At 57.0% G+C, this 25946-nt stretch carries 23 protein-coding genes; 9 read left to right on the top strand and 14 right to left on the bottom strand.

The window, feature by feature from the left end; all coding sequences use genetic code 11:
- Position 1: 1 nt before the first annotated feature.
- The gene (locus BLR97_RS13075; RefSeq protein ID WP_089706977.1) at positions 2–694 is read right to left on the bottom strand and encodes an HAD family hydrolase; all 693 of its coding nucleotides are present in this window, start codon (positions 692–694) and stop codon (positions 2–4) included.
- A 328-nt stretch (positions 695–1022) separates the two neighbouring features.
- On the opposite strand from BLR97_RS13075, the gene BLR97_RS13070 reads away from it, so the two are divergent.
- The gene (locus BLR97_RS13070) at positions 1023–2552 is read left to right on the top strand and encodes a sensor domain-containing diguanylate cyclase (protein WP_089706976.1); all 1530 of its coding nucleotides are present in this window, start codon (positions 1023–1025) and stop codon (positions 2550–2552) included.
- A gap of 44 nt (positions 2553–2596) precedes the next feature.
- Here BLR97_RS13070 and BLR97_RS13065 read toward each other — a convergent pair whose 3' ends face one another.
- The 3 genes from BLR97_RS13065 to BLR97_RS13055 form a co-directional block, all read right to left on the bottom strand.
- The gene (locus BLR97_RS13065) at positions 2597–3901 is read right to left on the bottom strand and encodes a TRAP transporter large permease (RefSeq protein WP_089706975.1); all 1305 of its coding nucleotides are present in this window, start codon (positions 3899–3901) and stop codon (positions 2597–2599) included.
- Positions 3902–3925: 24 nt separating this feature from the next.
- Entirely contained in the window at positions 3926–4489 is a 564-nt protein-coding gene (locus BLR97_RS13060) for a TRAP transporter small permease (protein WP_089706974.1), read from the bottom strand.
- Between the two features lie 64 nt (positions 4490–4553).
- The gene (locus BLR97_RS13055; protein ID WP_089706973.1) at positions 4554–5537 is read right to left on the bottom strand and encodes a TRAP transporter substrate-binding protein; all 984 of its coding nucleotides are present in this window, start codon (positions 5535–5537) and stop codon (positions 4554–4556) included.
- Between the two features lie 297 nt (positions 5538–5834).
- Between BLR97_RS13055 and BLR97_RS13050 the strand changes: the two genes are divergently transcribed.
- Genes BLR97_RS13050 through BLR97_RS13040 form a run of 3 tightly spaced genes read left to right on the top strand, consistent with a single transcriptional unit; the run spans position 5835 to position 8220 of the window.
- On the top strand, positions 5835–6587 hold the full coding sequence (locus tag BLR97_RS13050) for a 5-oxoprolinase subunit PxpA (protein WP_089706972.1): 753 nt from the start codon (positions 5835–5837) through the stop codon (positions 6585–6587).
- The gene (pxpB, locus tag BLR97_RS13045; RefSeq protein ID WP_089706971.1) at positions 6584–7288 is read left to right on the top strand and encodes a 5-oxoprolinase subunit PxpB; all 705 of its coding nucleotides are present in this window, start codon (positions 6584–6586) and stop codon (positions 7286–7288) included. The genes BLR97_RS13050 and pxpB overlap by 4 nt, the downstream gene beginning before the upstream one ends.
- Entirely contained in the window at positions 7285–8220 is a 936-nt protein-coding gene (locus BLR97_RS13040) for a 5-oxoprolinase subunit C family protein (RefSeq protein ID WP_089706970.1), read from the top strand. Before pxpB ends, BLR97_RS13040 begins: the two co-directional genes overlap by 4 nt.
- Here BLR97_RS13040 and hmpA read toward each other — a convergent pair.
- Positions 8217–9386 (bottom strand): NO-inducible flavohemoprotein, encoded by a 1170-nt coding sequence (gene hmpA, locus BLR97_RS13035; RefSeq protein WP_089706969.1) that lies wholly within the window; start codon positions 9384–9386, stop codon positions 8217–8219. The genes BLR97_RS13040 and hmpA overlap by 4 nt on opposite strands.
- A gap of 224 nt (positions 9387–9610) precedes the next feature.
- On the opposite strand from hmpA, the gene BLR97_RS13030 reads away from it, so the two are divergent.
- Positions 9611–10063: an Rrf2 family transcriptional regulator gene (locus BLR97_RS13030; protein WP_089706968.1), complete on the top strand. Its 453-nt coding sequence runs from the start codon at positions 9611–9613 to the stop codon at positions 10061–10063.
- A 104-nt stretch (positions 10064–10167) separates the two neighbouring features.
- On the opposite strand, the gene katG is transcribed toward BLR97_RS13030, so the two are convergent.
- The 7 genes from katG to BLR97_RS12995 form a co-directional block, all read right to left on the bottom strand.
- Complete coding sequence (gene katG / locus BLR97_RS13025; protein ID WP_089706967.1) at positions 10168–12324, bottom strand: catalase/peroxidase HPI; 2157 nt, start codon at positions 12322–12324, stop codon at positions 10168–10170.
- A 306-nt stretch (positions 12325–12630) separates the two neighbouring features.
- Positions 12631–13641 (bottom strand): aldo/keto reductase, encoded by a 1011-nt coding sequence (locus BLR97_RS13020; RefSeq protein ID WP_089706966.1) that lies wholly within the window; start codon positions 13639–13641, stop codon positions 12631–12633.
- Positions 13642–13668: 27 nt separating this feature from the next.
- A complete protein-coding gene (locus BLR97_RS13015; RefSeq protein ID WP_089706965.1) occupies positions 13669–15435 on the bottom strand; it encodes an ABC transporter transmembrane domain-containing protein in 1767 nt (588 codons plus the stop codon).
- A 149-nt stretch (positions 15436–15584) separates the two neighbouring features.
- The gene (locus BLR97_RS13010) at positions 15585–17027 is read right to left on the bottom strand and encodes an NAD(P)(+) transhydrogenase (Re/Si-specific) subunit beta (RefSeq protein WP_089706964.1); all 1443 of its coding nucleotides are present in this window, start codon (positions 17025–17027) and stop codon (positions 15585–15587) included.
- 16 nt (positions 17028–17043) lie between these two features.
- Positions 17044–18615: a Re/Si-specific NAD(P)(+) transhydrogenase subunit alpha gene (locus BLR97_RS13005; protein WP_089706963.1), complete on the bottom strand. Its 1572-nt coding sequence runs from the start codon at positions 18613–18615 to the stop codon at positions 17044–17046.
- A gap of 165 nt (positions 18616–18780) precedes the next feature.
- Positions 18781–19137, bottom strand: coding sequence for an Atu4866 domain-containing protein (locus BLR97_RS13000; protein WP_089706962.1), 357 nt, complete (start codon positions 19135–19137; stop codon positions 18781–18783).
- A 61-nt stretch (positions 19138–19198) separates the two neighbouring features.
- Positions 19199–19939 (bottom strand): SDR family oxidoreductase, encoded by a 741-nt coding sequence (locus BLR97_RS12995; protein ID WP_089706961.1) that lies wholly within the window; start codon positions 19937–19939, stop codon positions 19199–19201.
- Between the two features lie 210 nt (positions 19940–20149).
- On the opposite strand from BLR97_RS12995, the gene BLR97_RS12990 reads away from it, so the two are divergent.
- On the top strand, positions 20150–21088 hold the full coding sequence (locus BLR97_RS12990) for an AraC family transcriptional regulator (RefSeq protein ID WP_089706960.1): 939 nt from the start codon (positions 20150–20152) through the stop codon (positions 21086–21088).
- Positions 21089–21164: 76 nt separating this feature from the next.
- On the opposite strand, the gene BLR97_RS12985 is transcribed toward BLR97_RS12990, so the two are convergent.
- Positions 21165–22037 (bottom strand): urea carboxylase-associated family protein, encoded by an 873-nt coding sequence (locus BLR97_RS12985; RefSeq protein WP_089706959.1) that lies wholly within the window; start codon positions 22035–22037, stop codon positions 21165–21167.
- A gap of 190 nt (positions 22038–22227) precedes the next feature.
- Between BLR97_RS12985 and BLR97_RS19820 the strand changes: the two genes are divergently transcribed.
- A complete protein-coding gene (locus tag BLR97_RS19820) occupies positions 22228–23154 on the top strand; it encodes a GAF domain-containing protein (RefSeq protein ID WP_211605140.1) in 927 nt (308 codons plus the stop codon).
- Between the two features lie 4 nt (positions 23155–23158).
- Positions 23159–24064, top strand: a complete 906-nt coding sequence (locus BLR97_RS19815; RefSeq protein ID WP_211605137.1) for a putative bifunctional diguanylate cyclase/phosphodiesterase — start codon at positions 23159–23161, stop codon at positions 24062–24064.
- 74 nt (positions 24065–24138) lie between these two features.
- On the opposite strand, the gene nfsA is transcribed toward BLR97_RS19815, so the two are convergent.
- A complete protein-coding gene (nfsA, locus tag BLR97_RS12975) occupies positions 24139–24870 on the bottom strand; it encodes an oxygen-insensitive NADPH nitroreductase (protein WP_089706958.1) in 732 nt (243 codons plus the stop codon).
- A gap of 294 nt (positions 24871–25164) precedes the next feature.
- Here nfsA and arfB point away from each other — a divergent pair, with 294 nt between their 5' ends.
- Entirely contained in the window at positions 25165–25578 is a 414-nt protein-coding gene (gene arfB, locus BLR97_RS12970; RefSeq protein ID WP_089706957.1) for an alternative ribosome rescue aminoacyl-tRNA hydrolase ArfB, read from the top strand.
- Positions 25579–25946 lie beyond the last annotated feature (368 nt).

The raw sequence follows: 25946 nt of genomic DNA, 5'->3' as shown, positions 1-25946 counted from the left end.
GTTAGCGGCCGCCGCTGTTTTTTTTGCCACGCCAGTCTAAGCGCCGCCATCCTTCAACGCTCGCCACCTCGGCCAGCACGGGGTCTGGATTAACCGCGACAGGACAGTCCACATACTGCAGCAAAGGCAAATCGTTGCGGGAATCTGAATAAAACGTGGTGTGGCTGGGCGTAACCTGCTGCTCGGCAAGCCACTGTTGAAAGCGCAGCACTTTGCCGCCCCGGTAAGAAAGCACCCCTTTGCTTTGACCGGTATAACATGCGTCGTTGCCGCTATCATCAACAATGAGCTCAACGGCTAGCACATGGGGGATGCCCAGCATCGCGGCGATAGGCGCCACCAAGTGGCGTGACGAGGCGGATATCAGCAACAGCGTATCGCCTGCCTGGCGATGAGCGTCCACACAGGCCAAGCCGTGGGTAAAAATACGCGGTTGCAGATGGGTGGCGACAAACCGCTCGACTTCCTTTTGCACATCCACCACACGCCTGCCCTGCAGCGGCGCCAGGGTCATGGCAAGGTACTCTTCAAGCTTGAGCTTGCCAGCGTGATAGGCCCGATGCATCTGCTCGGCGCGTGCCATGAACGTCTCAGCATCGCTGACCCAGCCTTGCTCTATCATCCATAAATTCCAGCGGTCGCTGCAGTCTCCATCCAGAAGCGTATCGTCTAGATCAAACAGGGCTAGGCGCATGAAGTACTCCCTCCGTCGCGGTTTAGCGGCGGCTAGGGTACCCAACGGCCATGACATAACGATGACGTGCTGAGGGTTGCCCGTTAGTGGTTCCCCCATTCTGCGGACGACTCATCCGCGGTCGCTTCGCCCCCTCTGCCTGCATGGGTCTGCTCACTACTACTTTATTGAAATCAGTGTCTCTGGACGTTCTTTGAGGTTGAAGCGTCCATACTAAACGCTGATGTATTACCCGCTAAGATAAACTAGTCCATTAGCTAATTTTCTAAGAATATAAGATGAAAAAAAATAGCTAGCGCTCTAAGCTGAAGGCATAAAAGGAGCCAATATGACGGGCATAATAATTAGTGATAACACACAGCATCTGGCTATACCGGCCCTCCCCGAGTTTTTGCGGAGTGATTTGACCCAATGCGCCAACCTGCCATCGCTACCCTCAGCGGCGGTACGCGTGTTGGAGGTCGCCGGTCATCCCGATGCCACTTTGAACGATTATGCCCATGCCATTGAACAAGACCCAGCGTTAACCCTACGGCTAATCTCCCTGGCCAATAGTGCCTTTTACGCGCGTCATCATACCGAAACCCATTCATGCCTGGAGGCCACCTCGCGGCTTGGCTTGGATGCCACGCTGGCAGCGGTTATGAGCTTTAGCCTATGGCGTGGCTGCCGATCAAATGACCAGCTGCAGCGAATTTGGGGGCGTTCTTTCGTTGCGGCCCTCGCGGCGCGTTACCTCGCCGAGCAGCTTTGCCCCGCCCAGGCGAGTTTCGTGTTTACCGCCGCACTGCTCCAAGACATCGGCATGCTGGCCTTGCTCGCAGTTTACCCTGCCGATGCTCATGAGCTTTACAACTCTGCTCCGGTCAATCACCTGCAAATCAGCCAAGGAGAGCATATGCGTTTTGGCTGTGACCATCCGTCGGTGGGCGGCTGGCTCGCGGCAAGATGGGGCGTGCCCGTCTCGCTGGCCCAGGTGATTAGCGACAGCCACGGCGAACTAACCTCGCAAGACGAAACGGATCTGTTCTGCGTACGCTTATCAGGCATGATTGCCGATGCGTGGCTATCGACCAACCCAAGCCAATCGTTGTCCGTGCTCATGCGACGGCTTAACCCGATAGTGACCACGCCCTCTATTTCGCTACGCGACTTATTGAACAGCGTACAGCGCCAACTACCCCCTCTCGCTGATCTGTTCGATCTCACCGCGCCTTCTGCGTACGATAACGAGGCGCTGATCATTCAAGCGCAGCAGTTGCTTTTCCAGCAAACACTTTCCCTCAACGCTCGCTTAGACGCCCAGCAGCATGAAATTGACGATCTACAGCAACGCCAAACCGAGCTGGAGGAGCGCAGCCGACGCGATATATTAACCGGGCTTTCCAACCGCGCCTGGCTGGAAGAGCAGCTGCACGAACGTTTTGAATACTGCAAAACACACGGCTACACCATGTCGGTGGTGTTTATCGACCTTGATCATTTTAAAAAGCTGAATGACCGGTTCGGCCATCAAACGGGTGACCGCGTGTTGGAACGTTTTGGGCAAGTACTCAGTTCATTGGTTCGCGAAGGTGATTTAGCCGGTCGCTACGGCGGCGAAGAATTCTTGATCATCCTACCCAATGAGTCCGCCACTGGGGCGCAACGCTTCGCCAAACGTATCGCCAAACGGCTTTCCGAAACGCCTATGGAGACGGTCGATGGCCAAGCGCTTTACGTGTCGGTTTCAATTGGTATTGCCTGCCTAAGCGACGGTGGTTTTGGCAATGGCCGAGAGCTCATCGATGCCGCTGACCAGAGCATGTACTTCATTAAACGCACCGGACGCGGCGGCATCTCGATGTACGGCCACTAGCCGTTGCCTTAACCCAGCGGAGGCCATGCCGCCGCACGCCAGGGTTATCGGTTCATCGCGTAGGGTAAATACAGCGCAATATTGGGGAACAGGTGCATTAAGGCCACCGCCACCAGCATCAGCAGAAAGAACGGCAGCGTGGCTTTGGTGATGGTCACGATATCCTTTCCGGTCAGGCCCTGAATCACAAAGAGATTGAAGCCCACGGGTGGGGTGATTTGCGACATCTCGACCACGATCACCAGGTAGATGCCAAACCAGATCAGATCGAAGCCGGCGGCGGACACCAACGGCATGATGATCGACGTCACCAACAGAATCAGCGAAATGCCGTCCAGAAAACAGCCCATCACCAGCAACAGCGCCGTCAGCGCGACCAGCAGCATCGTCGGCGACAGCCCCATCTCACCAATCGCCTGCGCCAGCTTCATGGGCACCTGAGTGAAGCCCATGGCCGAGGTAAGAAACGACGCCCCGGCAATGATGAAGGCGATCATGCACGCCGTGCGAACCGCTGCGAAAAGCGAAGAGTGGAAGATCTCACGGTTGAAATGGCCGTTCCAGCGCGCAATCACGATCGACAGCACGACCCCGACCGCGGCCGCCTCGGTGGGCGATGCCAGCCCGCCGTAGATCGACACGATAATCCCGCCAATAAGCAGCAAAATGGGAATCAGCGACCAGGTATTACGCAGTTTTTCGGCAAAGCTCATGCCCGACTCGTCCTCGCCGGTCAGCCCTTCGCGATTACCTTTTAGCAGCGACCAGAGCACCAGATAGCCCATAAACATCGCCAGAATCATAATGCCGGGTCCAATGCCCGCCATGAACAGCCGCGAGATGGATTGCTCGGTGACCACCCCATAGACAATTAGCACGATGGAAGGGGGAATCAATAGCCCAAGCGTTGAGGCGCTCGCTAGCGTACCAATCGCCATTTGCGGGTCGTAACCACGCCGCTCGAGCTCCGGCAGCGTCATCTTGCCCACCGTGGCACAAGTTGCCGCCGACGAACCGCAGACCGCCGCAAACATGCCGCTACCGATAATATTGGTGTGCAGCAAGCGGCCGGGAAACCGGTTTAACCAAGGTGAAAGCCCACGAAACATGTTGTCGGCAAGTCCCGAGCGAAACAGGATTTCTCCCATCCAGATAAACATCGGCAGTGCCGTCAGATCCCAGCCATAACTTGCCCCCCAGAAATCAGACGCCAGCACCGGGCCGGGCGGGAACGAGCTGAACATCGCCAGCGCTATCCAAGCGGTGCCGATTAACGCAAAGGCAATCCATACGCCGCTGCCCAACAGCACCAGCAGGGTCACAATGGTGACTAGGCTAAGTAATAGCACAGAGTGCCTCCCTCATAACGAAGGTCAAGGTGTGTCGCTTTCATCGCTGGGCATCAGCTCGCGAAAACGCGAAGGGTCTTGGAATGCAATGCGCAGCGCCATCCACAGCGCCTCAATCAGCGCCAAGCACAACAAGGCGACGCCGACTATCAGTACGGTTTGTGGAATCCACAGCGGAATCGACAAAAAACCAGAGGAGACATCGTTATACGCCAGGCTCTCTCGCACCAGCGTTATCAGCCCGTAGCAAAGCAGCACACTCAATATGATGGCAACACTCAGCCCAAATACCTCGAACCACACCCGCCATGCTGAGGGCATCCGCGTAATCAATAACGTCACACGAATATGGGCATGATGCACGAAGGTATACGCTAGACCTAAAAACGTCGCGCCCACCAGCAGGTAAGACGCCATTTCAGATACCCCGGTAATGTTAATGCCCAGCCGCTCGAAACCCACCAGCACCAATAGCGCATCCACCAAGCGAGAAAACACCTGACTCGCGACCAGCGCACAAATCGCGATCATACACAGCGCAGCGCCCCAGGCTCCCAGTCGATAAAGCTTATCGAATTTGAACGTCATGGGTTCAACCTCTTAACGCGCACAGCGGTGCAAAGGCTGCGCCCCTGCACCGTTGAAGGGATATTCAATCGTCGAGTTGATCACGGTAAGACTGCAGCGCTTCCTGGGCTTGGTCGTTGGCCCGCGATTGCCAATCGGCGAACAGTTCTTCACCTGCTTCCTGAAGCGCTTGCGAAACCTCCTCGTTGGGCTCGGAAACGGTGATGCCGTTTTCTTCCAGTACCGCTAGGCTTTCCTGGTTATCTTCTCGGCTCATCTCCCAACCACGCTCTTCAGCTCTTTCAGCCGCATTCATTAGCGCTTCCTGAGTGTCTTCGTCCAGCTGGTCAAAGCTGCGCTGGTTGATAAACACGATGTTCTTGGGCAGCCATAGATTGGCATCGGTGTAATGCGAGACATAATCCCAGGCGGCCATCGAATTACCCGTGGAACTTGAAGTAATCATGGCGTCCACGCGGCCGGTGCTAAACGCCGTAGGAATATCGGACTCTTCCGTCTCGGTGGGGCTGCCGCCCAGGTTTTCGATAAACCGCTGGGTATTGATATTGGGTGCCCGAACGCGCAAACCCTCGAACTGCGCCGGGTCGGTTAGCGCCTCGGCGGTATAGATCCCCTGGGCGGGCCAAGGCACTGCGTACAATGGCATTAAACCCTCTGCCGCAAAGCGTTCGCTGATAACCGGCTTGGTGGCTTCCCAAAGCGCGTAGGCTTCATCGTAACCCCCCGCCACACCGGGCAACGTATCCACTTCAAAAATCGGATCTTCGTTGGAAAGCACCGAGAGGAATATTTCCCCTGCTGCAATGGTGCCACGGCGCACCGACGGCTTGATCTCATCGTGGGACACCAGCGCACCACCGCTTTGCACGTTGATGGTCAAGTCGCCATCGGTCGCCTCGGCGACATCTTCGGCAAACTGCTTGGTGTTTTGGGTATGGAAGCTGGCATCGCCATAGGGCGTGGCCATGGTCCATTCGGCGGCTTGAGCGGTCGCGGCGAGGCTACACGCCGTGGCTAGAAGAAGTGGCGTTGCAATGGAAGTACGCATGCTAAAAGCCCTCTTAATCAATATATGGGTGTCGTGCTGTTTTATTATGAGCTTGACGTGGGCGGTGCTTTATTATCACCTTTAAACGTACAGCGTAGTTACGTTGATAATCCTACTGTGTTTTATCGTCAACCCTTTTTCCACGACATAACAGCGCGATAGATTATGCTGCAAGTAACATTGCCAAAAACGCCAACGACTCCATATATTAAATAGAGGATTCATTACGCCTTGAAAGACGCTCAATAGCTGGTCATCAACACGTCAGTACCCGATTGAATAACAACAGGAGGCCACATGACCCTTCCGCTGCTTAACTGCGATATGGGCGAAAGCTTTGGCAACTGGTCGCTTGGCCTGGACAACGAGGTCATGCCCCACGTCGACTGTGCCAATATCGCCTGCGGCTATCATGCCTCCGACCCCCACGTGATGCGCCGCACGGTCAAGCTCGCGGCTCAACATGGAGTACGCATCGGTGCGCACCCCGCTTATCCGGATTTGATGGGTTTCGGACGTCGTTCGATGGCCTGCTCGCCAAGCGAAGTCGAGGATATGGTGCTGTATCAAATCGGGGCCTTGGCGGGTATCTGCCAGGCAGAGGGCACCCAACTGAGCTACATCAAGCCCCACGGCGCGCTCTACAACGACATGGCCGCCAACCAAGAACTTCTCGAAGGAGTGATGCGCGCGGTCAGCGCCTTTGATGCCCGCCTACCGCTGATGGTTATGGCCACCGCCGACCCTGAACCGCACCGCGAACTGGCCGACAAGTTGGGCCTCACCGTTTGGTTTGAAACCTTTGCCGACCGGGCCTACGAAGCCAACGGCCACCTGGCGTCGCGGCGTCTGCCCAATGCAGTCCACCACGACCAAGCCACCATCGTTGAGCAGGCGGTCATGCTGGCCAAAGGCGAGTCGCTCACCGCCCTGGATGGCACCGCATTGTCGCTGCCTTGCGATACGCTGTGCGTTCACGGCGACAACCCGGAATCCGTGGCCGCCGTACGCGCCATTCGCGACGCGTTTAACGCCCTGGAGTCGGCGTGAAGCTGCGCATTGAAACCGCCGGTATGGAAGCCTTAATGGTGCGGCTGTTCGACACCATCGACGTCGCCAACATGGCCTGGGTTCTGGCGGCCGACCAAGCGCTACGCGAAGCCTTTGGCGATGCGCTGATCGACCTGGTGCCGTCTTATACCACGCTGCTGCTGCACTACGATTGCCGCAAGCTAAGCCACGCAGAGGCGCAGGCGTGTATCCGCCACGCCCTGAGCGACTTAACCCCCGCCGATACCCAGCAAGGCCAGCGCCATGACATCCCGGTGTGGTACGACGAGAGTGTCGGGCCGGATCTTTCCCGGGTGGCGACGCGCGCCGGCATCAGCATCGCACAGCTCATTGAGCAGCACTGCCAGGACGAGTACTGCGTGTTCGCGCTGGGTTTTGCGCCGGGGTACGGCTTTATGGGATTGGTCGATGATGCCATTGCCACGCCGCGCCTTACCACGCCAAGGCGTCACGTGGCCGCCGGGAGTGTAGGCATCGCGGATCGCCAGACGGCCATTTATCCACTGCCTTCACCCGGTGGCTGGAACCTCTTGGGGCGCACGGCCGTGCCGCTGTTTGAACACGCCAAGCGCGGTGAGCCGTTATTGCGCCCAGGCGATAGCGTACGCTTTCGGGCGATTTCACGTGAAGAGTTTGAAGCCCAAGGCGGCGATACCACGCCAATGGAGGAGCGCTCGTGAGCCAAGCGGCACTGGAGATTAAACAAGCAGGCCCATTGGCGCTGATTCAAGACGCAGGTCGGTTTGGCGTCGGGCATTTGGGGGTAACCCAGGGCGGCGCCGCCGACTGGATCGCGTTTTACTGGGCCAACTGGTTATTGGGTAATCCGCTTAACAGCCCAGCGCTGGAAATCGTCATGGGTGGTGGACTGACGTTAGAAGCCCACGGCGAGGTGCGCCTGGCGCTTACCGGGGCCGATTTAGCCGCCACCCTTGATGGCCAACCGCTGGCCCCTAACGCCAGTTTTATCCTGCGCTCAGGGCAGCAGTTGGTATTTCAACAACCGCGTCACGGCCTGCGTGCCTACCTCGCGTTTCCTGGCGGCCTCGACGCACCCAGAGTGCTGGGCAGCCATGCGTGCACCGCCCGCGAGCAGTTGGGCGGCCTGCAGGAAGACGGTCAGCCGCTCAAAGCGGGCGAGCGTTTAACTTGGCAGGGCAACACCCACGAGGCTCGCAAGCTGCCTGAACACCTGGTGCCCAGCATGCCAACATCCGGCTGTCGCCTGCCCTTAGTGCTAGGCTCACAAGCGGCCAGCTTTTCCGGCAGCAGTCTCTTCAAGGCATTCAACACGCCCTGGCAGGTCGATAACCGTGCCGACCGCATGGGCGTGCGGTTAACCGGTCCGGTACTTAACGGCTCGCTGACCGGCATCATTTCGGAAGGCATACCACTGGGGGCCGTGCAGGTTCCGCCCGATGGCCAACCCATCGTGTTGATGAACGACCGCCAGACCATTGGCGGCTACCCACGCTTGGGAGCATTAACGCCGTCCGCCTGTGCTGCCTTAGCGCAATGCTTGCCCGGCACCGAAGTGTGGCTGACGCCCATTAGCGCCAGCCACGCCCAGGCCGATTACCGCCGGCAACACGCCCAGTGGGCAACTGATTAGGCAGCGTTGAGGGGCATAGCAGGGCCGAAGTGCTCATAGTGGCGGTGCGAATCGGCCACGCCCAGTTGCTTCAATGACTGCTCGACGGCTTCCATCATGCCGTGAGGGCCGACAAAATAGCAGTGCGCGCCTGCGGGTAAGTAGTCGGCCAGCAGCGCCTTGTTAATCCGCCCTTGATGGTCACCTTCAGCGCTCTGCTCAAACACAGTGACCAGCTTGAACTGCGCCGGGTAGGCTTCTTCAAGCGCGCGCAGCTCATCGGCGAATGCCCAATATTCGGGCGTTAGTGCCGCGTGTAAGTAAACCACCTGACGCCCCTGACCGAGCGCTTGTTTGGCCATTGGCAGCAACGGTGTTTGCCCCACGCCGCCACTGATCAGCATTAGCGGTGCATCGCCCGGCACCAGCGTCATTTCGCCCGCCGGGGGAAGCAGTTCAACCACACCGCCATTGGCCAGTTGGTCGTGGAAGTAACGACTGACGCGACCGTCGGCCTCGCGCTTGATCGACACCCGATAAGCGCGGCCATTGGGCGTTGCCGACAGGCTGTAGTGGCGGTGCACCGGCTCGCCGTCGATGGTCACCTTAACGCCGATGTATTGGCCAGGCGTATGCGCCGCAACGGGGCCACCGTCTTCGGGCTCCAGAATAAACGAGCGAATCACTGCACTTTCCTGCTGGCTATCCGCCACATGGAAACGCCGCGTACCGCGCCAGCCGCCTTCACGCTGCTCAAATTCCTGGTAGCGGTTTTCTTCCAGGTCGATCAGTAAGTCGGCCAGCTCTTGGTAGAGCGCGCCCCAGGCATCGGCAATATCCGGCGTTAGCGCATCGCCCAATACTTCGCCGATCGCCATCATCAGGCATTCGCCAACAATCGGGTACTGGTAGGGCTCAATACCCAGTGAAACGTGCTTGTTAACGACTGTTTCGAGTGTTTCGCGTGCCTTGACCGGATCTTGGCGCATCCCCACGTAGGCCAAAACAGCCCCTGCCAACGCCCGCGGCTGCGCGCCGTTTTGCTGGTGAACTTGGTTGAACAGCGGCTTCACGCTGGGGTAGCGCTCAAACATTAGCGGGTAAAAACGCTGGGTAATGGTATTTAAATGTTCGGCTACTACGGGGGCAGTGGCGGCGATTAACGCTTCTTGGTCTTGAGTCAGCATGATGAGCCTCGCGGTTTGGGTGATACGACAAACGTTTCTTGTTAAAGTAGTATCTATAATACATCTTTAAGCAAAGACGCCAATCCCCAGCGACAATCTGCCACATCCATTAGATATCCTGGCCTAGACGCTCGCCTTGGACACGCTTCGCCTAAACCCCGATAAACCGTACAATAGCGGTTATCTAACTGGCGCTCCCCCTCTCGACCCGCCGCGGACTGTTTATGCATCTGACCAGCTTTACCGATTACTCCATTCGCGTGCTGCTTTATCTCGCGGTAAAAGGCGAGGAACGCGCGACCATCGACGAAATTGCCTCGACCTATAACGTATCGCGCCATCACGTGATGAAAATCGTCCAGGAGCTCAATCAAAAGGGCTATCTCACCGCCCTGCGCGGCAAGCACGGCGGTTTGTGGCTGAAACGCGACCCCGCCACCATCAGACTAGGGGCACTGGTGCGCGACACCGAGCCCGAATTTGGCCTGGTGGAATGCTTTCGCGATCAAAACGCCTGCGTGATCACCCCCGCCTGTCGCCTTCCCCCGGTGTTGAACGAGGCCCTAGAGGCGTTTTTTGCGGTGTTGGATCGCTACACCCTGGCGGACTTACTGGATGAGCGATTGCCGCAGCTACGCCAGCTGTTGCGCATCCCCGCGCTGGACGTGACGACCTAGCCAGATGCAGGGCACTACCTGAACGGGGAAACGCAGCAACAAACATTAGCGACAAAAAAAAGGGCGCTGCCTGATGGCAGCGCCCTTATCGATCACGGGGTCACTTAGACGATGAGGTCGAAGCGATCCGCGTTCATCACTTTCGTCCAAGCGGCAACGAAGTCGTTCACGAACTTCTCGGCGTTGTCGTCCTGAGCATACACTTCCGCGTAGGAACGCAGCAGCGAGTTGGAACCGAATACCAGGTCAATGCGCGAGGCGGTCCACTTGACGGCGTCCGTTTTGCGGTCACGAATTTCGTAAGTGTTGTTGCCCGCTGACTTCCAGGCGTTACCCATATCGGTCAGGTTCACGAAGAAGTCATTGGTCAACTGGCCTTCGCGGTCAGTGAAGACGCCATATTTGGTGCCACCATGGTTGGTGCCCAGGACGCGCATACCGCCGACCAGAACGGTTAGTTCCGGCCCTGTCAGCCCCATCAACTGGGCACGATCAAGCAGCAGCTCTTCCGGCTTGACCACGTAGTCTTTCTTCTGCCAGTTGCGGAAACCATCGGCCAGCGGTTCGAGCGGCTCAAAGGAGTCAGCGTCGGTCATCTCGTCGGAAGCGTCGCCGCGGCCCGGCGTGAAGGGCACAAGAATATCGTAACCGGCTGCTTTAGCCGCTTTCTCGATACCTACGCTACCGCCCAGCACGATCACGTCAGCAATGCTGGCACCGGATTCAGCCGAGATCTTTTCGTAGACCGACAGCACCTTGGCCAGACGCTCGGGCTCGTTACCTGCCCAGTCTTTCTGCGGCGCAAGGCGGATGCGGGCACCGTTGGCACCACCGCGCATGTCAGAACCGCGATAAGTCCGAGCGCTATCCCAAGCGGTGGTGATCATGTCGCTGGTGCTCAGGCCGCTTTCGGCAATCTGCTTTTTGACTTTCTCGATGGAGTAGTCGGTGTTACCGGCCGGAATGGGATCCTGCCAGATCAGATCTTCGGCGGGTACTTCCGGACCAATGTAACGCGACTTCGGACCCAGATCGCGGTGGGTCAGCTTGAACCACGCTTTGGCGAAGGTCTGCTTGAAGTACTCCGGATCGGCCATGAATTTTTCACACAGCGCCCGATACGTCGGATCCATCTTCATCGCCATGTCCGCGTCGGTCATGATCGGATTGTGACGGATGGACGGGTCGCTGGCGTCGACCGGCTTGTCTTCTTCCTTGATGTCCACCGGCTCCCACTGGTGAGCACCGGCAGGGCTTTTGCGCAGCTCCCACTCGTAGCCGAACAGCAGGTCGAAGTAGCCCATGTCGAATTTGGTCGGGTTCGTGGTCCAGGCCCCTTCGATGCCAGACGTGACGGCATTGCTCGCCTTACCGTCCATGCTCGGATTGCCCCAGCCAAAGCCCTGGTTTTCAACGTCAGAGGCTTCCGGCTCAGCACCCAATGCCGCTGCATCGCCATTACCGTGACACTTACCCACGGTGTGGCCACCGGCGGTGAGCGCTGCGGTTTCTTCGTCGTTCATCGCCATGCGGGCGAAGGTTTCACGGATCTGCTGACCGGTTTTCAGCGGGTCGGGCTGGCCGTTAACGCCTTCGGGGTTAACGTAGATAAGCCCCATCTGTACCGCCGCCAGCGGATTTTCCATGGTTTCAGGCTTTTCGACGTCGTCGTAACGCTCGTCGGAGGGCGCCAACCACTCTTTCTCGTCGCCCCAGTAGATGTCTTTTTCCGGCTCCCAGATATCTTCGCGGCCGAAAGAGAAGCCGTAGGTCGGTAGACCCATGGATTCATAAGCAACCGTACCGGCCAGAATCATCAGATCGGCCCAGCTGATTTTGTTGCCGTACTTCTTCTTAATCGGCCACAGCAGACGACGCGCCTTGTCCAGGCTGACGTTATCGGGCCAGGAGTTAAGCGGCGCAAAACGCTGGCTGCCGGTACCACCGCCGCCACGACCGTCGGCCAGACGGTAAGTGCCCGCAGAGTGCCACGCCATGCGGATCATCAAGCCACCGTAGTGACCCCAATCGGCCGGCCACCAAGCTTGGCTATCGGTCATCAGCGCGTGAACGTCTTGCTTGAGCGCATCGAAATCGAGCTTTCTGACTTCTTCTCGATAATTGAAGTCGGGATCCATCGGATCCGATTTTCGATCTTGCTGGTGCAGGATATCCAGGTTGATACCCTCCGGCCACCAGTCCTTATTGGAGGTGCCTGTGGAGGTATTGCCACCGTGCATTACCGGACATTTGCCGCTCATATTTCTCTCCCCTCAATTGCTTTCGTACTTGGTAGACACCAAGACGACCATCAGTGGGTGCCCGCTAGCCGACGCTGGCCCCGCGAACACCGCATTTTTCTTATTAATGTTTTAAAGCACTAACGCCATAGTCACAATTTGCATTTAATGACTGCTTTAATAGCCTCGGACTATAAATACTTATTTTGTCTCAATCCGGTACAAAACAGCGTGAAAAGCAACTAAGCGTATCGATTTTGTACACGACTGGTCGCGCACTGTCCACGCAGCGATAGCATGCGACGTCAGCAAGGCCGTAAGCCTAGGCTACCGGGTCGACGTAAATTCCTCGGTATCGATATCGGCCTGCTGGGCCTCGCTGTAACGCCCCCCAGCGACTTGGTCGTGCGTCATCATGGCCGTCAGCTGTTGGCACGTAACCGCATCAAGCGTTAGCGTTTCGGCTGCCAGGTTATCGCGAATATGCGCCATCGACGTTGAGCCAGGAATGGGGATCACATCGCGCCCCTGGGCCTTTACCCACGCCAATGCCAGTTGGGCGGAGGTAACGCCCAAGGTTTCGGCAAGGCGCGTCACACCCTCAAGCAACCGTTGATTGTGGGCGAAATTTTCCGGGCTGAAGCGTGGCATCTGGCGGCGCATATCGCCTTCGGGTAAGCGAGCAGGGTCGCTAACCGCCTCTGCTAAAAACCCGCGCCCAAGCGGACTAAACGCCACCAGGGCCGTGCCCGTCTCGCGGCACGCATCAATCAACGCGATTTCCGGGTTGCGAGTCCACAGCGAATATTCGGACTGCACCGCATCGACAGGATATTCAGCCACCGCACGGCGCAATGTCGTCGCGGAAACTTCAGAAAGTCCCACGCCCCCAATCTTGCCCTCTTCCACTAGGCGCCCAAGCGCCCCAACGCTTTCTTCGATAGGTACCTGGCGGTCGAGTCGATGTAGGTAATAAACGTCAATATGATCGGTTTGCAGGCGTTTAAGGCTGGCATCGCACTGGCGACGTAGGGTGTCGGGGCGCCCATCGATCACCCGCTTGGCTGAGGTGGGGTCAATCGCCATGCCGCACTTGCTGGCCAGCAGCACCTGCTCACGCTTTCCCTTCAACGCGCGGCCTAGCAGGATTTCGTTGGCCGTGGCGCCGTAGAGCGTTGCGGTATCAAAGTGGCGATAGCCCATGTCAAAGGCGGCATCAAGCGTGCGCAGCGCGTCTTGTTCGGGCACTTGCTGGCCGTAACCGTGGGAAAGGTTCATGCAGCCAAGCCCAATAGAGGGAGCGTTAACGGCGTTAAGGCGCTGAAAAAAACTCGACATAGACATTTCCATTTTTAAAAGACCGTTTTATAACGTTTCGCCGCCAAACTGCAACGCGGCCAAATGGCGATACAACGCGCTGGTGGTGATCAGCTCGCTGTGCGTTCCTTCCGCCACAAGCTGGCCGCCATCGAGCACCAGGAGCCGATCTGCAGCAACCACCGTGGCAAGCCGGTGGGCGATCACGATGCTGGTGCGCCCGACCATCAACCGATCAAGGGCTTGCTGAACCAAACGCTCGCTCTCCGCATCCAAGGCGCTCGTCGCTTCATCCAACAACAGCACCGCCGGGTTTTTAAGCAGCGCGCGGGCAATGGCGAGCCGCTGACGCTGGCCTCCGGAGAGCTGCACCCCGCCCGGGCCAAGGGGCGTATCAAAGCCTTGAGGCAGCGCGTCGATGAAGTCGAGGGCGCTGGCATCCTGGGCGGCGTTGCGCAATCTCGCGATATCAGCCTCGGGGTCGCCGTAGCGCAGGTTTTCGGCCACCGAGCCGCTAAACAGTACCGGCTCTTGCGCCACCAGCCCCATGGTGCCGCGCAAGGCAGCAAGATCCAGGGTACGGATATCACTGCCATCGAGGGACACGCGACCTTGGCTAGGATCATAAAAGCGCAGCAGCAGGGTCAGCAACGTACTTTTGCCCGCCCCTGAAGGTCCCACCAAAGCGATCCGTTCTCCCGGCTGGATATGCAGACTAAAACCCGCAAGCGCTGGGGTTTCCCGGCCGGGGTAGGTGAAGCTAACGTCTTCAAGACTAATCTCGCCATGTGACGGATTGGGGAGATCTTGCGAGTTAGCCGGTGATTGGATAGTCGGCTGGGTATCGAGCAACTCCAGCAGCCGTTCCGCCGCACCCGCTGCTCGTTGCACATCGCCCGCCACTTCGGCCAAGGTGGCGATGGCCCCCGCCGCCAGTACAGCGTAGAAAATAAACGCCGATAACTCACCCGGGCTCATAGTGCCGGCTAATACGGCTTGGCCGCCCTGCCAGAGCATCAAGCCAACCGCGGTAAATACCACCAGCATCGCCACGCCGGTTAGCCAAGCGCGCTGCTGGGTACGCTCCACCGCGCTGCCAAACGCCTGCTCCACGCGCTGTCCGTAGTGCGCTTTATCCACCGCTTCGTGGGTAAACGCCTGGAGTGTCCGAATACCGCTAAGCGCTTCTTCTGCATAGCGGCCAAGCTCGGCTACCCGGTCTTGACTGGTGCGTGAAAGCCGCCGCACCCGACGGCCGTACCACACGATTGGCAGCAAGGTCGCCGGGATACCAATCAACACCACAGCCGACAACCACGGTTGGGTGACCAGCATTAGCACCACGGCGCCCACCAGCATGACCAGGTTACGCAGCGCCAACGAGACCGAGGAGCCGAACAGGCTCTGCAATATGCTGGTATCTGCCGTCAGTCTTGACGCTATCTCCCCCGCCGCTCGGCCGTCGCTGGCGCTTTCAAAAAAGCTTGGCTCCAAGGTAAGTAAATGATCAAACACGCGCTGGCGGAGATCAGCGGCCAAACGCTCACCAATCCAGGTCACTTGGTAATAGCGCAGCGCCGAGGCCATCGCCAGCACCGCCACCACGACCAGCATCAAACCGAGCGATTGGGCTAACGCCTGCTGATCCGCTGCCAGAAAGCCGCGATCGATGACTAAGCGCAGCCCATTCCCCAGCAGCAGTACGCTCCCTGACGCCAATAACAGCGCCAGGCCAGCCAAGGCTAGCCGCAGTCGGTAAGGACGAAGTAGACCCAGTAAGCGCAAAAGCACACGGGGGTTAGGGCGTTGGTTCATAGTGGGTACGTTCAACACAAGAATAGGCTAACGACCATAGCAGGCGGGTTAACCGCCTGCAGCTGTCAATGGGGTGGTAACGATAAAAAAGCCCGCGATATCTCGCGGGCTTAGTACTTAATGGCTTAGCGGCCAGCTGAGTCGTCTAACTACTCAACCAACGGCAACAGCGTATTGAGGCTGTCCCGCGCATCACCATAGAACATGCGGCTGTTTTCCTTAAAGAACAGCGGGTTTTCGATGCCCGAGTAACCGGTACCCTGGCCGCGTTTGCAGATAAACACCTGCTTGGCTTCCCAGACCTTCAATACCGGCATGCCGGCGATCGGGCTGTTAGGATCTTCCTCGGCCGCCGGGTTAACGATGTCGTTGGAGCCAATCACGATCACCACGTCGGTAGTGGCGAAATCATCGTTAATTTCGTCCATTTCCAGCACGATATCGTAAGGCACCTTGGCTTCCGCCAGCAGCACGTTCATATGCCCTGGCAAGCGGCCCGCGACCGGGTGGATACCGAAGCGCACGGTTTTGCCCGCTGCACGCAGTTTACGCACCAAGTCGCTCACCGCCGTTTGTGCCTGAGCCACCGCCATGCCGTAGCCCGGTACGATGATTACGCTATCGGCGTCGTTCAGTGCGCTGGCCACACCACCCGCATCGATGGCCACCTGCTCGCCTTCAATCTCGGCTGCTGGCCCTTGGGTGCCGCCAAAGCCGCCCAGAATGACGCTCACAAAGTTACGGTTCATCGCCTTACACATGATGTAAGACAGAATCGCACCGGAAGAACCAACCAGCGCGCCGGTGACAATCAGCAGATCGTTAGACAGCGTAAAGCCGACGGCCGCCGCCGCCCAGCCGGAGTAGCTGTTGAGCATGGAGACCACGACCGGCATATCCGCCCCGCCGATCCCCATGATCAGGTGGTAGCCGATAAAGAACGCCAACGCCGCCAGCAGAATCAGCGTCCAGAAGCCCGCGCCGTTTAGGTACAAAATCGCCAACAGCAGCGAAAGCGCCGCCGCTCCGGCGTTGAGCAAATGCCCGCCGGGCAGTTGGCGTGGTTTGCCATCGACCTTACCCGCCAGCTTGCCAAAGGCCACCACCGACCCGGTGAAGGTCACCGCGCCGATAAAGATAGCGAACACCACCTCGACCTGCAGAAACATCAGCTCATCGGGTGCTTTGGTAGCTACAAGCGCAGCAAACGCGGAAAACGCTTCCGTGGAGGCGTCTGCCGCTTGCGCGGCCATTACCCGGCGGCGCTCTAGGTCGGCGCTCCAGGCGACAAATACCGCCGCTAAGCCGACAAAGCTATGCAGCGCCGCCACTAGCTGGGGCATTTCGGTCATCTCGACTTTTTTAGCCAGATAGACCCCAATAGCCGCCCCAATCACCATCATGGGAATCAGCCACCAGTAGCCACCGATCCCCGGTCCAAAGGCGGTAAAAAATACCGCCACGGCCATACCGACGATGCCATACCACACCGCCCGTTTGGCTTTTTCCTGGTTACTCAATCCCCCAAGCGAGAGGATAAATAACACGCTCGCCGCGATGGCCGCAGCAGATACGAATCCTTGACCTAACATAGTCTCTCTCCGCCGCTTAAGATTTTTGGAACATCGCCAGCATCCGGCGTGTCACCAGGAAGCCGCCCACGATATTAATGGTCGCAATCAACACCGAGATCGCCGCCAATATACCCACCACCACGCTGCCGGTGCCGATCTGTAAAATCGCCCCGAGAATGATGATGCCCGAGATCGCGTTGGTCACCGCCATCAACGGCGTGTGTAGCGAATGACTAACGTTCCAAATGACCTGGAAGCCAATAAAGCAGGCCAGCACGAACACAATAAAGTGCTGCATAAACGAGACCGGTGCCACTTGGCCGAGCAGTAGCATCAGCAAGCCACCTACCGCCAGCAGCCCAATTTGGCGTTTGGATTGCGCTTTAAACGCCGCGAGCTCGGCGGCTTTTTTCTCTTCCGGCGTGGGCTCTTTTTCTTTTTTCTTCGGCTTGGACGCGCCTATTGCTTTTACCTTGGGCGGCGGTGGTGGGAAGGTCACTTCGCCCTGGTGGGTAACTGTCGAGCCACGGATGACGTCGTCATCCATGTTGTGGTTGATCACGCCGTCTTTCTCGGGCGTCAGATCGGTCAACATGTGACGAATATTGGTGGCGTAGAGCAGCGATGACTGCGTCGCCATGCGCGAGGGGAAATCCGTGTAGCCAACCACCACCACGCCATTATCGCTTACGATCCGCTCGTCGGGCTTGGTCAGATCGCAGTTACCGCCCTTCTCGGCCGCCAGGTCGATGATCACCGAGCCAGGCTTCATCTCGGCGACCATATCCTCAAGCCACAGCTTAGGCGCGGGCTTACCGGGAATCAGTGCAGTGGTGATGACGATATCGACATCCGGCGCTTGCTCACGGAAGCAAGCAAGCTGCTTCTCGCGGAACTCCGGGCTTGAAGGCGCGGCGTAGCCACCGCTTTCGGAGCCGTCCTGGCTCTCGTCAAACTCGAGGAACAGGAACTCAGCGCCCATGGATTCAATCTGCTCGGAGACCTCGGGGCGAACGTCAAAGGCGCGAACCACAGCGCCCAAGCTGGTGGCCGTGCCAATCGCGGACAAGCCCGCCACACCAGCGCCTACCACCAGTACTTTGGCGGGAGGCACTTTGCCTGCTGCCGTAACCTGCCCAGTGAAGAAGCGGCCAAAGTTGTTGCCCGCCTCAATCACTGCACGGTAGCCCGCGATATTGGCCATGGACGACAGCGCGTCCATCTTCTGCGCCCGCGAAATACGCGGCACCATGTCCATCGCCACCACGGTGGCGCCTTGGGCTTTACAGGTTTCCAACAGCGCTTCGTTTTGCGCCGGCCAGAAGAAGGCAATCAAGGTTTGCCCTTCGTGCAGCCGTTTGGCTTCTTCTTCGGAAGGCTCGCGGACTTTAATCACTACCTCAGCGTCGCGCCAGAGCGCGTCGGCTCCGTCCACCACGGTAACGCCCGCATCGCGATAAGTGTCGTCATTAAAGCCCGCCGCCAGGCCAGCGCCGGTTTCTACTAAGCACTCGTGGCCCAGCTTTTGAATCTGCTTGGCGCTCTCAGGGGTTAGCGCAACACGCGCTTCCCCCCGGGCACTCTCTTTGGGTGCGCCTATTTTCACTCGTATTCTCCTTTTGTTGATTATTTTGCCGCGCCGCGCAGATAAACAGAACGCGCGGCTAAACGTGTCCAATACTTGTTATCATTACTGACCGCAGGCCTTCTTTCAATAGATTAGGGAAACCTAGAGCTGTTGACGTTTCCGCGACACGGCGCGCATCGAAGGTTACTCTGCACGATATAGCACCATCCCCGCGTGATAAAGCACGTCATCAACGAATTCACCGTCAGCGGTAAAACCGGTGTCGTCCCAGTAGTCGATGTGGTTACCAGCCACCTGATAGCGCCCTTGGTAAGCGCTTTCACGATCACCGCGGGCTTCATCGTAGCGGTTATTGGCTAGAAGCTCATGACGGATATAGCCGTCTTTAGTTACCCACATGCCAACATACGGGTGGTCTGCCATGGCGTCATTTCCTTCGTTTAGAATGATTTGAGCAGAGGTGGTCGCTGGAAAAATAGTGATAATGCCAGCGACCACCAGCGCCCGTGTCCAGTAAATAGGCAGCTTGGTTTCTTGCATGAATATCGCTCGCGCTAATGATGACGTTCGGCCAAAAGCTCGGACAGCACCTGACACGAAGCTAGTGACTCGCCGTAGGCCGTACGACGATATCGCTGGTGTCCACGTCATCGGGCTGGTTGATGGCATGCGCGATGGCGGAGGCAATGGCGTCGGGCTTGAGGGCAATCTGACGGAAGAGGTCGATCGCCTTGGCGGTTTCAGTGTCGGTGATGGTATTGGCCAGCTCTGATTCCACGACCCCTGGGTAGACACAGGTAACGCGGATCTTGTCGGTTTCCTGACGTAGCCCATCGGAGATAGCGCGCACCGCATATTTTGTGGCGCAGTAAACCGCGGCGGTGGGCATAACAGTGAGTCCGCCAATAGAGGAAATGTTGATCACCTGGCCGCTTTCCTGAGCCTGCATGGTGGGTAACACGGCTGCGATACCATTGAGCACACCGCGAATGTTGACATCAATCATGTGGTTCCACTCATCTACCTTAAGCGCTGCTAAAGGTGATAGCGGCATAACGCCTGCGTTGTTGATGATCACATCTATGCGGCCGTGGGTGTTGATCGCGAAATCCGCAAACGCCTGCATGTCTTTAAGGTCGGTGACATCCAGCGCCTGGAAATCCACGCTGCCGCCCTCTTCGCGAAGGGAGCGAGTCAATGCTTCCAACCGGTCAGTTCGGCGTGCGCCAATAATCAAACGGAGCCCTTGACCTGCAAGCCAGCGAGCAGTGGCTTCACCGATGCCGCTGCTGGCACCGGTCAATAAAACGACTTTGGAAAAAGGGGTTGATGAAGCAGTCATGGGGTAATCCTCTCGATGGTGGGTACCTGGAGAAGATTAAGATGTTAAGACGGGTGTCTATAGAGGCGATCCTATTGCATGTTTGCCTAATCCTATTGGCCGAGTTGGATAGGGGACGTTATTGGCGGCAAAAGATGTATATTACTCTTTTGTTGTCAGCAGTCCCTCTTACTCGCTCCCGTTGCCAGCCCCATGGTGGAGGTGTTTTACATGACAAGTGACTCACTGGTTCAAAGCAAGATCGTCGAGCGCTTGTATCAACTCGCCCCCCTCGAAGGCTATACCCAGTCGCTATTGGACGGCGTGCGCTTTATGCGCTCCAACCGCCCGCTGAACAATACCCCGGTTCTTTACGAGCCGAGTATCGTCATCATCTGCCAGGGTCGCAAGCTTGGCTATTTGGGTGACGAGGTATATATCTACGATGCACATCATTATTTGGTTCTGTCCGTGCCCCTGCCGTTCACCTCGGAAACGCAAGCCAGCGAGGCAGAGCCAATGCTGGGCATTGCGCTGCGCCTGGATGCAGCGGTTATTGCGGAGTTGGTGACCATGTTAGAAGCTTCAGGCGGACACACACGCGAGGCGCCGCGCGGTATGCTGTCTACCCCAATGGGAAAGCCGCTGGCAGAGGCAACACTACGTTTACTGGATGCGCTTAGCACGCCAAGGGATGCGTGCATTCTTGCCCCTTCTATTGCCCGGGAAATATGTTACCGGGTATTAACGGGTGAGCAGGGTGGCAGTGTTCGAACTGCCCTCTCCCACTATGGGCAATTTGGTAAAGTCGCTAAAGCGCTCAGCCGTATTCATACGCACTATGCCGATCCGCTGGAGGTAGCAAAATTAGCTAGTGAAGCTGGCATGAGTGCGCCCGCCTTTCACGTCCACTTCAAAGCCGTCACCCAGACCTCACCGATCCAGTACATTAAATCGACCCGCCTTCACCATGCGCGGCTGTTAATGATACGCGATGGACTGACGGCCGCAGCAGCGGCTAGTCGAGTCGGCTACGAGAGCCCATCCCAATTTAGTCGTGAATTTAAGCGCTTCTTTGGTCGCCCGCCGGCGGCAGAAGTACGCACCATGCGGGCAAGCCTTGCTTTGTTGCCGCCCACGCACTTGTTAGATATCGCTGTGCCACACTAGGGCCTGCGTCGCGACCACGATGAAGCATCAACAGGCCCCTCCCCTGCTCCGTTGAGCGGCTAAGCAACTGCGAACCTCAACAACAGCCGTCCTTGCGTCTGGCTGTCCAGTCTTCTGCGGGCTGACGCAGGCCGTGGCGCCCGCGGTAGTCTGGCGAGGTAGGCGGCGCCCAGCCCGTAAGCAGGTCGTCGTCGAGGGCGTAGATTTCAATGCCAATTGGGTGGCAGGTGGCAAGTAGGTCGTCATCGGTGGTATCACCACCCCATAGATCCACCGACAGGTCACCGCCTGGGCAGCAGGAAAGCGCACAGAGCAAATCAATCTCGGCAAACAGCTCCAGGTAATCCCCTGGCTGCGCCGGGCACGCCTTCATAAAGTACTGGCCCTGATCATTGAGGCCGGTGCATTGAAAAACATTGAGCACGTCGTGGATGTCGAACTCGGTGAGACCCCATGGCAATACGGCGCGGGTCAAATTGGAATGGCAGTGAAAGTCAAAATCCTCACCGGTAAGTAGCCGGTTGACGTAGGGGTCGCAGCGCGTGCCCAGCAGGTCGTGGACGCGACCGCCATCCTCGTCGACGCCATAGTCCGCTAATGTATCTGCAGTGATCGTTGCCATCGGCCGCAGATACGGCAACGTCGACCACAAGCGGTCGTGAGTGCTGACGTGGGAGCGCTGTAACTGGCGAGTGCGTGAGGCCCAAAAGCGCTCGCGGGGGTTGTGCCGTGACCACAGATTAAAGTCACCCACCTGCGCCCCCTGGCGGGTGCAGATACGCATCACGTGCCCAGCGGGCACCTCCCAGGCAAGGGCGTCGCGAATCGGCACTTCCAGGGAGGCCACCCGTCTGCGGCCGGAAGCCACAGCAAGGCGGTCATAAAAAGCATGATCAATATCCAACGGTGAGCCGGGGCTGGCCCGGTAGGCGGCTGCGCGATTAGCCATGGTCAGTTACTCCTGGAAAACGCCGGATGTCAGGTAGTACACCGGCCATTCTGGCGCCATAAATATTGTACAAAACTTTTACTATGGAAAAATGCACCAAAAGATAGTTATATGGTTTAATGATCTCTACAAAAGCATGAGCCTAAAGTCTTATTTACGCTCGTATTCAGCTCTTTAGCAGGCAAACGCAATGGATGACACTCATTCAGATTTTAGCCGTCATAATGACGAAGGAGCTCGGCTTTCCGAACTGCACTCCCTCGACATCCTGGATTCTCCCCGGGAAGAGTATTTTGACCGCTATACCCGCTTGGTATCCAAGGTTTTCAATACCCCGATCGCACTGATCTCGCTCGTTGACGAATATCGTCAGTGGAATAAATCGTCGGCAGGTACCGAAACGCGTGAGATCCCACTCGAATTTTCCATTTGTGTTCACGCCTTAAAACACGGCTACCTCGAAGTGTCTGATACGTTGGAAGATAGCTTCTTCCGTCACCATAAAGCCGTTACTTCATCCCCCCACATTCGTTTTTACGCTGGCGTTGTATTGCGCGGCCCGGGTGGGCAGCCCATTGGCACACTGTGTATCAGTGACACCCAACCGCGCGCGCTAAATGAAGTTGAACGCTCATGGCTAGTTGCTTTTGGCAATATCGTCGAAGAACAGATTCATCTCAAGGCACAACTGCTTGATGTACGTCACCAGGCGAGCCGCATCAATCAACGTGACGCAAGAACGGGCCTCCCCGACGAAACCTTGTTTGGGGAAACTCTCGACAACTTAATTCATCTAGCCAAATCAGAGTCGTACCACTTGGTTGTTTTGCACCTGCGGATGAACAATCTTGATGAAATCAGCCGACTCTACGGGCGTGAAAATCGCAACATCATTCTTAAATGCCTGGCAGATCGTCTCACCGCTCCTGACATCGGCATACTGGCAGCGGGTAATATGGACCTTGATCGCTTTTGCGCCGTCATCTCCATTTATTCGTTGCGCGAGCTCTTCAGCGTAATTAAACCGATTATTAATAAGCTTAATAATGCCATTGACCTAAATGGCCATACCATTCGGCCTAACATTGATGTGGGCATTAGCGTCTCCCCCCGATGACGGCATGAGTCCCAATGATTTGCTTGAAAGATCACGCGTGGCGCTTAAAGGGCCTAAAACCTACGAAAATATCCATATTTTTACGCGTCACACCGAAGAAAGTGCGTTACGTAGGCATTCCATTGAACAACGCCTTGAGTCAGCGTTATTAGGCAATAAACTGCATCAGCATTATCAACCGCTGGTTATGGCTGACGGCAGCGGTGTGACGGGGTTTGAAGCACTGGCTCGTTGGCAAGATAAAACCTTGGGCCGCGTGAGTCCCGGTGAATTTGTGCCCATTGCCGAAAAAAATGCCCGCCTGTCCCGATTACTCACCGATTGGTCGCTTAAGTGTCTTTGCGAAAAAGCTCATCACTGGCCGATTAAGCCGGGTGATACGCCACTAAAACTTGGGCTTAATATCCCCGCCAACCAGTTTTATCAGCGCAACTTTGTCCAGCATATTCTGCAAACCCTTGAGGAGCATGACTTAGCGCCCCAACGCCTGACGCTTGAGCTTACTGAGGAGAGCCTACTGACGGATATCGACCGAGCCATCTTGACCATGCGCGAGCTGCAAGACCACGGTATATCGCTCGCGCTGGATGACTTCGGTACCGGCTACTCGTCACTGAACTATCTCAAACGACTCCCGATCGACGTGCTCAAGATCGACAAAAGCTTTATCGATGACCTGCCCCTCGATGACAAAGCAGTCAACCTCGTCAACGGCATCATCCGCATTGCCCATGGTTTGGGCTTGAAGGTCATCGCCGAAGGCGTCGAGTACGATGCACAGCGAAAGATATTGCACGAGCTAGGCTGCGATGTGCTGCAGGGCTACCTGTTCAGTCGGCCGGTCAATGCCGAAGATGCGCTGGCTTTCCTACACACCTGGCCCCACCATTTACATTCGGCAGGCGGGTAAATAACGACAATGCCCCCATCCCATCACACCTTGGTCAACAGCATTATATCGAGGCCTGGGGGCACCTAGTTTTCTCACTTCATCGTAAAGCCTTTCTCAATCAGAAAATCGCGCATATGCGGGCGCAGTTTCTGATTGAACAGCGGCGTCAGATTCTGCGACCAGTTGGCATCCTTGTTACCCCCTTTGCGGGACTGGTAATAAGCGTGCATGGTGCTATCAAACGCGGCCACCTGGGTTTCATCATCGCGGTAGCTATCCACCTTCAATACCGCGTCAACCGGTAAACGGGGCTTGATATCAGGCTCGTGGGCGGGGTAGCCAATGCACATACCGAACACCGGATAGACATGCTTGGGCAGTTCTAAAAGCTCACTAACGGCCTGGGGATTATTGCGTATCCCGCCGATGTAGCAGATGCCGAGCCCTTCTGACTCCGCCGCAATCACCACGTTTTGCGCCATTAGCGAGACATCCACCGTCGCCACCAACAGCTGCTCGGTCATGCCGCTGACCACGTCTTCGCCCGTGCGTGCGGCGGCCTCCAGTGGCCGCTTCATGTCCGCGCAAAACACCAGGAACTCGCTGCAGCTCGCCACATATGGCTGACCGCCGGTTAGCTCCACCAGTTTTTCGAGCGATGAAGGATTCTTCACACGGATAACGCTGTAGGCTTGAATATGACTCGACGTGGCAGCGGCTTGCCCCGCCTTAATCAGCGTCTCGAGCAGACCTTCCGGTAGTTCGCGCGCTTCAAATTTACGTACTGAACGGTGAGACGTTAACAGTTTGATGACGTCGTTCATCGGGCACTCCGTCTAAAAAGATCTACCCACTATAAACAATTACCGACTTCACATGTATGAGCGAGCTATAAAAAATAGCAGGCTAACATTCACACCCTTAAGGCAAAACCCCTCGCCACGTTGCTAGCCAAAAGCATCGGTCAACGCAACGGGGCCTTCCGTCACTGATATTGGCGGCATGCTAAACTGGGCTTTATTAACTAATGCATGCGCCATTGCGCTAACGCGTCGACGTACTTAGGTTAAGTGCCTAGATGACGAGTCCTGCGTATTGCCCACCCATCAAGGAGCCCTATGCTGCGTATTTCCAACGCCGTGGAACTGGCCGACTGGGAGATTGAGCTGCACCCTATCCGCGCTCAAGGAGCTGGCGGCCAAAACGTCAACAAGGTCGCCTCCGCCATCCACCTGCGTTTCGATATTCGCCATTCGACGTTGCCGCCGTTCTATAAAGAACGCCTGCTGGCACTGACGGATCAGCGCATCACCCAAGAAGGTGTGATCATCATCAAAGCGCAGCGCTTTCGCACCCAAGAACATAACCGCGAGGATGCACTGGCGCGGCTGCGTGAGCTGATTCGCGAAGCGGTCAAGCAGCAAAAAACGCGCAAACCCACAAAATCCACCCGCTCTGCCAAGCGCAAGCGGGTGGATGCGAAAACTCGCAAAGGCAAAACCAAACACCTGCGTGGCAAAGTCACGCTGTGAGCCTGGCTCGCTAGTCGGCAACAAGGTACTCACCCTCCTGGCCAACCGATTTATCACAACGTTGCGCGGAGCCGACCGAGCGCTATACCAAGCCAAACACGATGGCCGCAACCGCTCGGTACTAGCCGAGGATTAACGGCGTTCTCCTCTCATGGTTGCGAGAAAACTTATACAACCGTTGACCATAAACCCCATAGCTTAATTGCCATTTGTACTGGAATCGACTAGCTTGAGTGTAGTATTGGGTGCGCTTAAAACTACCCTAGTGCTGGCTTACTCAAATGCCTCTAAAAAACACTGTCTGAGGCTCAGTTCACCTGGTGCGCTCCAATGTCAGCGCAGTCAGTCTGGGTTAACCAGCAAGGAGA

This window comes from Vreelandella arcis (assembly GCF_900103865.1).
Classification (GTDB): Bacteria; Pseudomonadota; Gammaproteobacteria; order Pseudomonadales; family Halomonadaceae; genus Vreelandella; species Vreelandella arcis.
Note: the sequence above shows the minus strand (reverse complement) of the source record. Positions and strands in the feature narration are given on the sequence as shown.

Excerpts from the sequence above, each read along its gene's own strand:
- BLR97_RS13075 (WP_089706977.1), bottom strand. The coding sequence starts at position 694 with ATGCGCCTAGCCCTGTTTGATCTAGACGATACGCTTCTGGATGGAGAC.
- BLR97_RS13070 (WP_089706976.1), top strand. The coding sequence starts at position 1,023 with ATGACGGGCATAATAATTAGTGATAACACACAGCATCTGGCTATACCG.
- BLR97_RS13060 (WP_089706974.1), bottom strand. The coding sequence starts at position 4,489 with ATGACGTTCAAATTCGATAAGCTTTATCGACTGGGAGCCTGGGGCGCT.
- BLR97_RS13055 (WP_089706973.1), bottom strand. The coding sequence starts at position 5,537 with ATGCGTACTTCCATTGCAACGCCACTTCTTCTAGCCACGGCGTGTAGC.
- BLR97_RS13050 (WP_089706972.1), top strand. The coding sequence starts at position 5,835 with ATGACCCTTCCGCTGCTTAACTGCGATATGGGCGAAAGCTTTGGCAAC.
- hmpA (WP_089706969.1), bottom strand. The coding sequence starts at position 9,386 with ATGCTGACTCAAGACCAAGAAGCGTTAATCGCCGCCACTGCCCCCGTA.
- BLR97_RS13030 (WP_089706968.1), top strand. The coding sequence starts at position 9,611 with ATGCATCTGACCAGCTTTACCGATTACTCCATTCGCGTGCTGCTTTAT.
- katG (WP_089706967.1), bottom strand. The coding sequence starts at position 12,324 with ATGAGCGGCAAATGTCCGGTAATGCACGGTGGCAATACCTCCACAGGC.
- BLR97_RS13020 (WP_089706966.1), bottom strand. The coding sequence starts at position 13,641 with ATGTCGAGTTTTTTTCAGCGCCTTAACGCCGTTAACGCTCCCTCTATT.
- BLR97_RS13015 (WP_089706965.1), bottom strand. The coding sequence starts at position 15,435 with ATGAACCAACGCCCTAACCCCCGTGTGCTTTTGCGCTTACTGGGTCTA.
- BLR97_RS13010 (WP_089706964.1), bottom strand. The coding sequence starts at position 17,027 with ATGTTAGGTCAAGGATTCGTATCTGCTGCGGCCATCGCGGCGAGCGTG.
- BLR97_RS13000 (WP_089706962.1), bottom strand. The coding sequence starts at position 19,137 with ATGCAAGAAACCAAGCTGCCTATTTACTGGACACGGGCGCTGGTGGTC.
- BLR97_RS12995 (WP_089706961.1), bottom strand. The coding sequence starts at position 19,939 with ATGACTGCTTCATCAACCCCTTTTTCCAAAGTCGTTTTATTGACCGGT.
- BLR97_RS12990 (WP_089706960.1), top strand. The coding sequence starts at position 20,150 with ATGACAAGTGACTCACTGGTTCAAAGCAAGATCGTCGAGCGCTTGTAT.
- BLR97_RS12985 (WP_089706959.1), bottom strand. The coding sequence starts at position 22,037 with ATGGCTAATCGCGCAGCCGCCTACCGGGCCAGCCCCGGCTCACCGTTG.
- BLR97_RS19820 (WP_211605140.1), top strand. The coding sequence starts at position 22,228 with ATGGATGACACTCATTCAGATTTTAGCCGTCATAATGACGAAGGAGCT.
- BLR97_RS19815 (WP_211605137.1), top strand. The coding sequence starts at position 23,159 with ATGAGTCCCAATGATTTGCTTGAAAGATCACGCGTGGCGCTTAAAGGG.
- nfsA (WP_089706958.1), bottom strand. The coding sequence starts at position 24,870 with ATGAACGACGTCATCAAACTGTTAACGTCTCACCGTTCAGTACGTAAA.
- arfB (WP_089706957.1), top strand. The coding sequence starts at position 25,165 with ATGCTGCGTATTTCCAACGCCGTGGAACTGGCCGACTGGGAGATTGAG.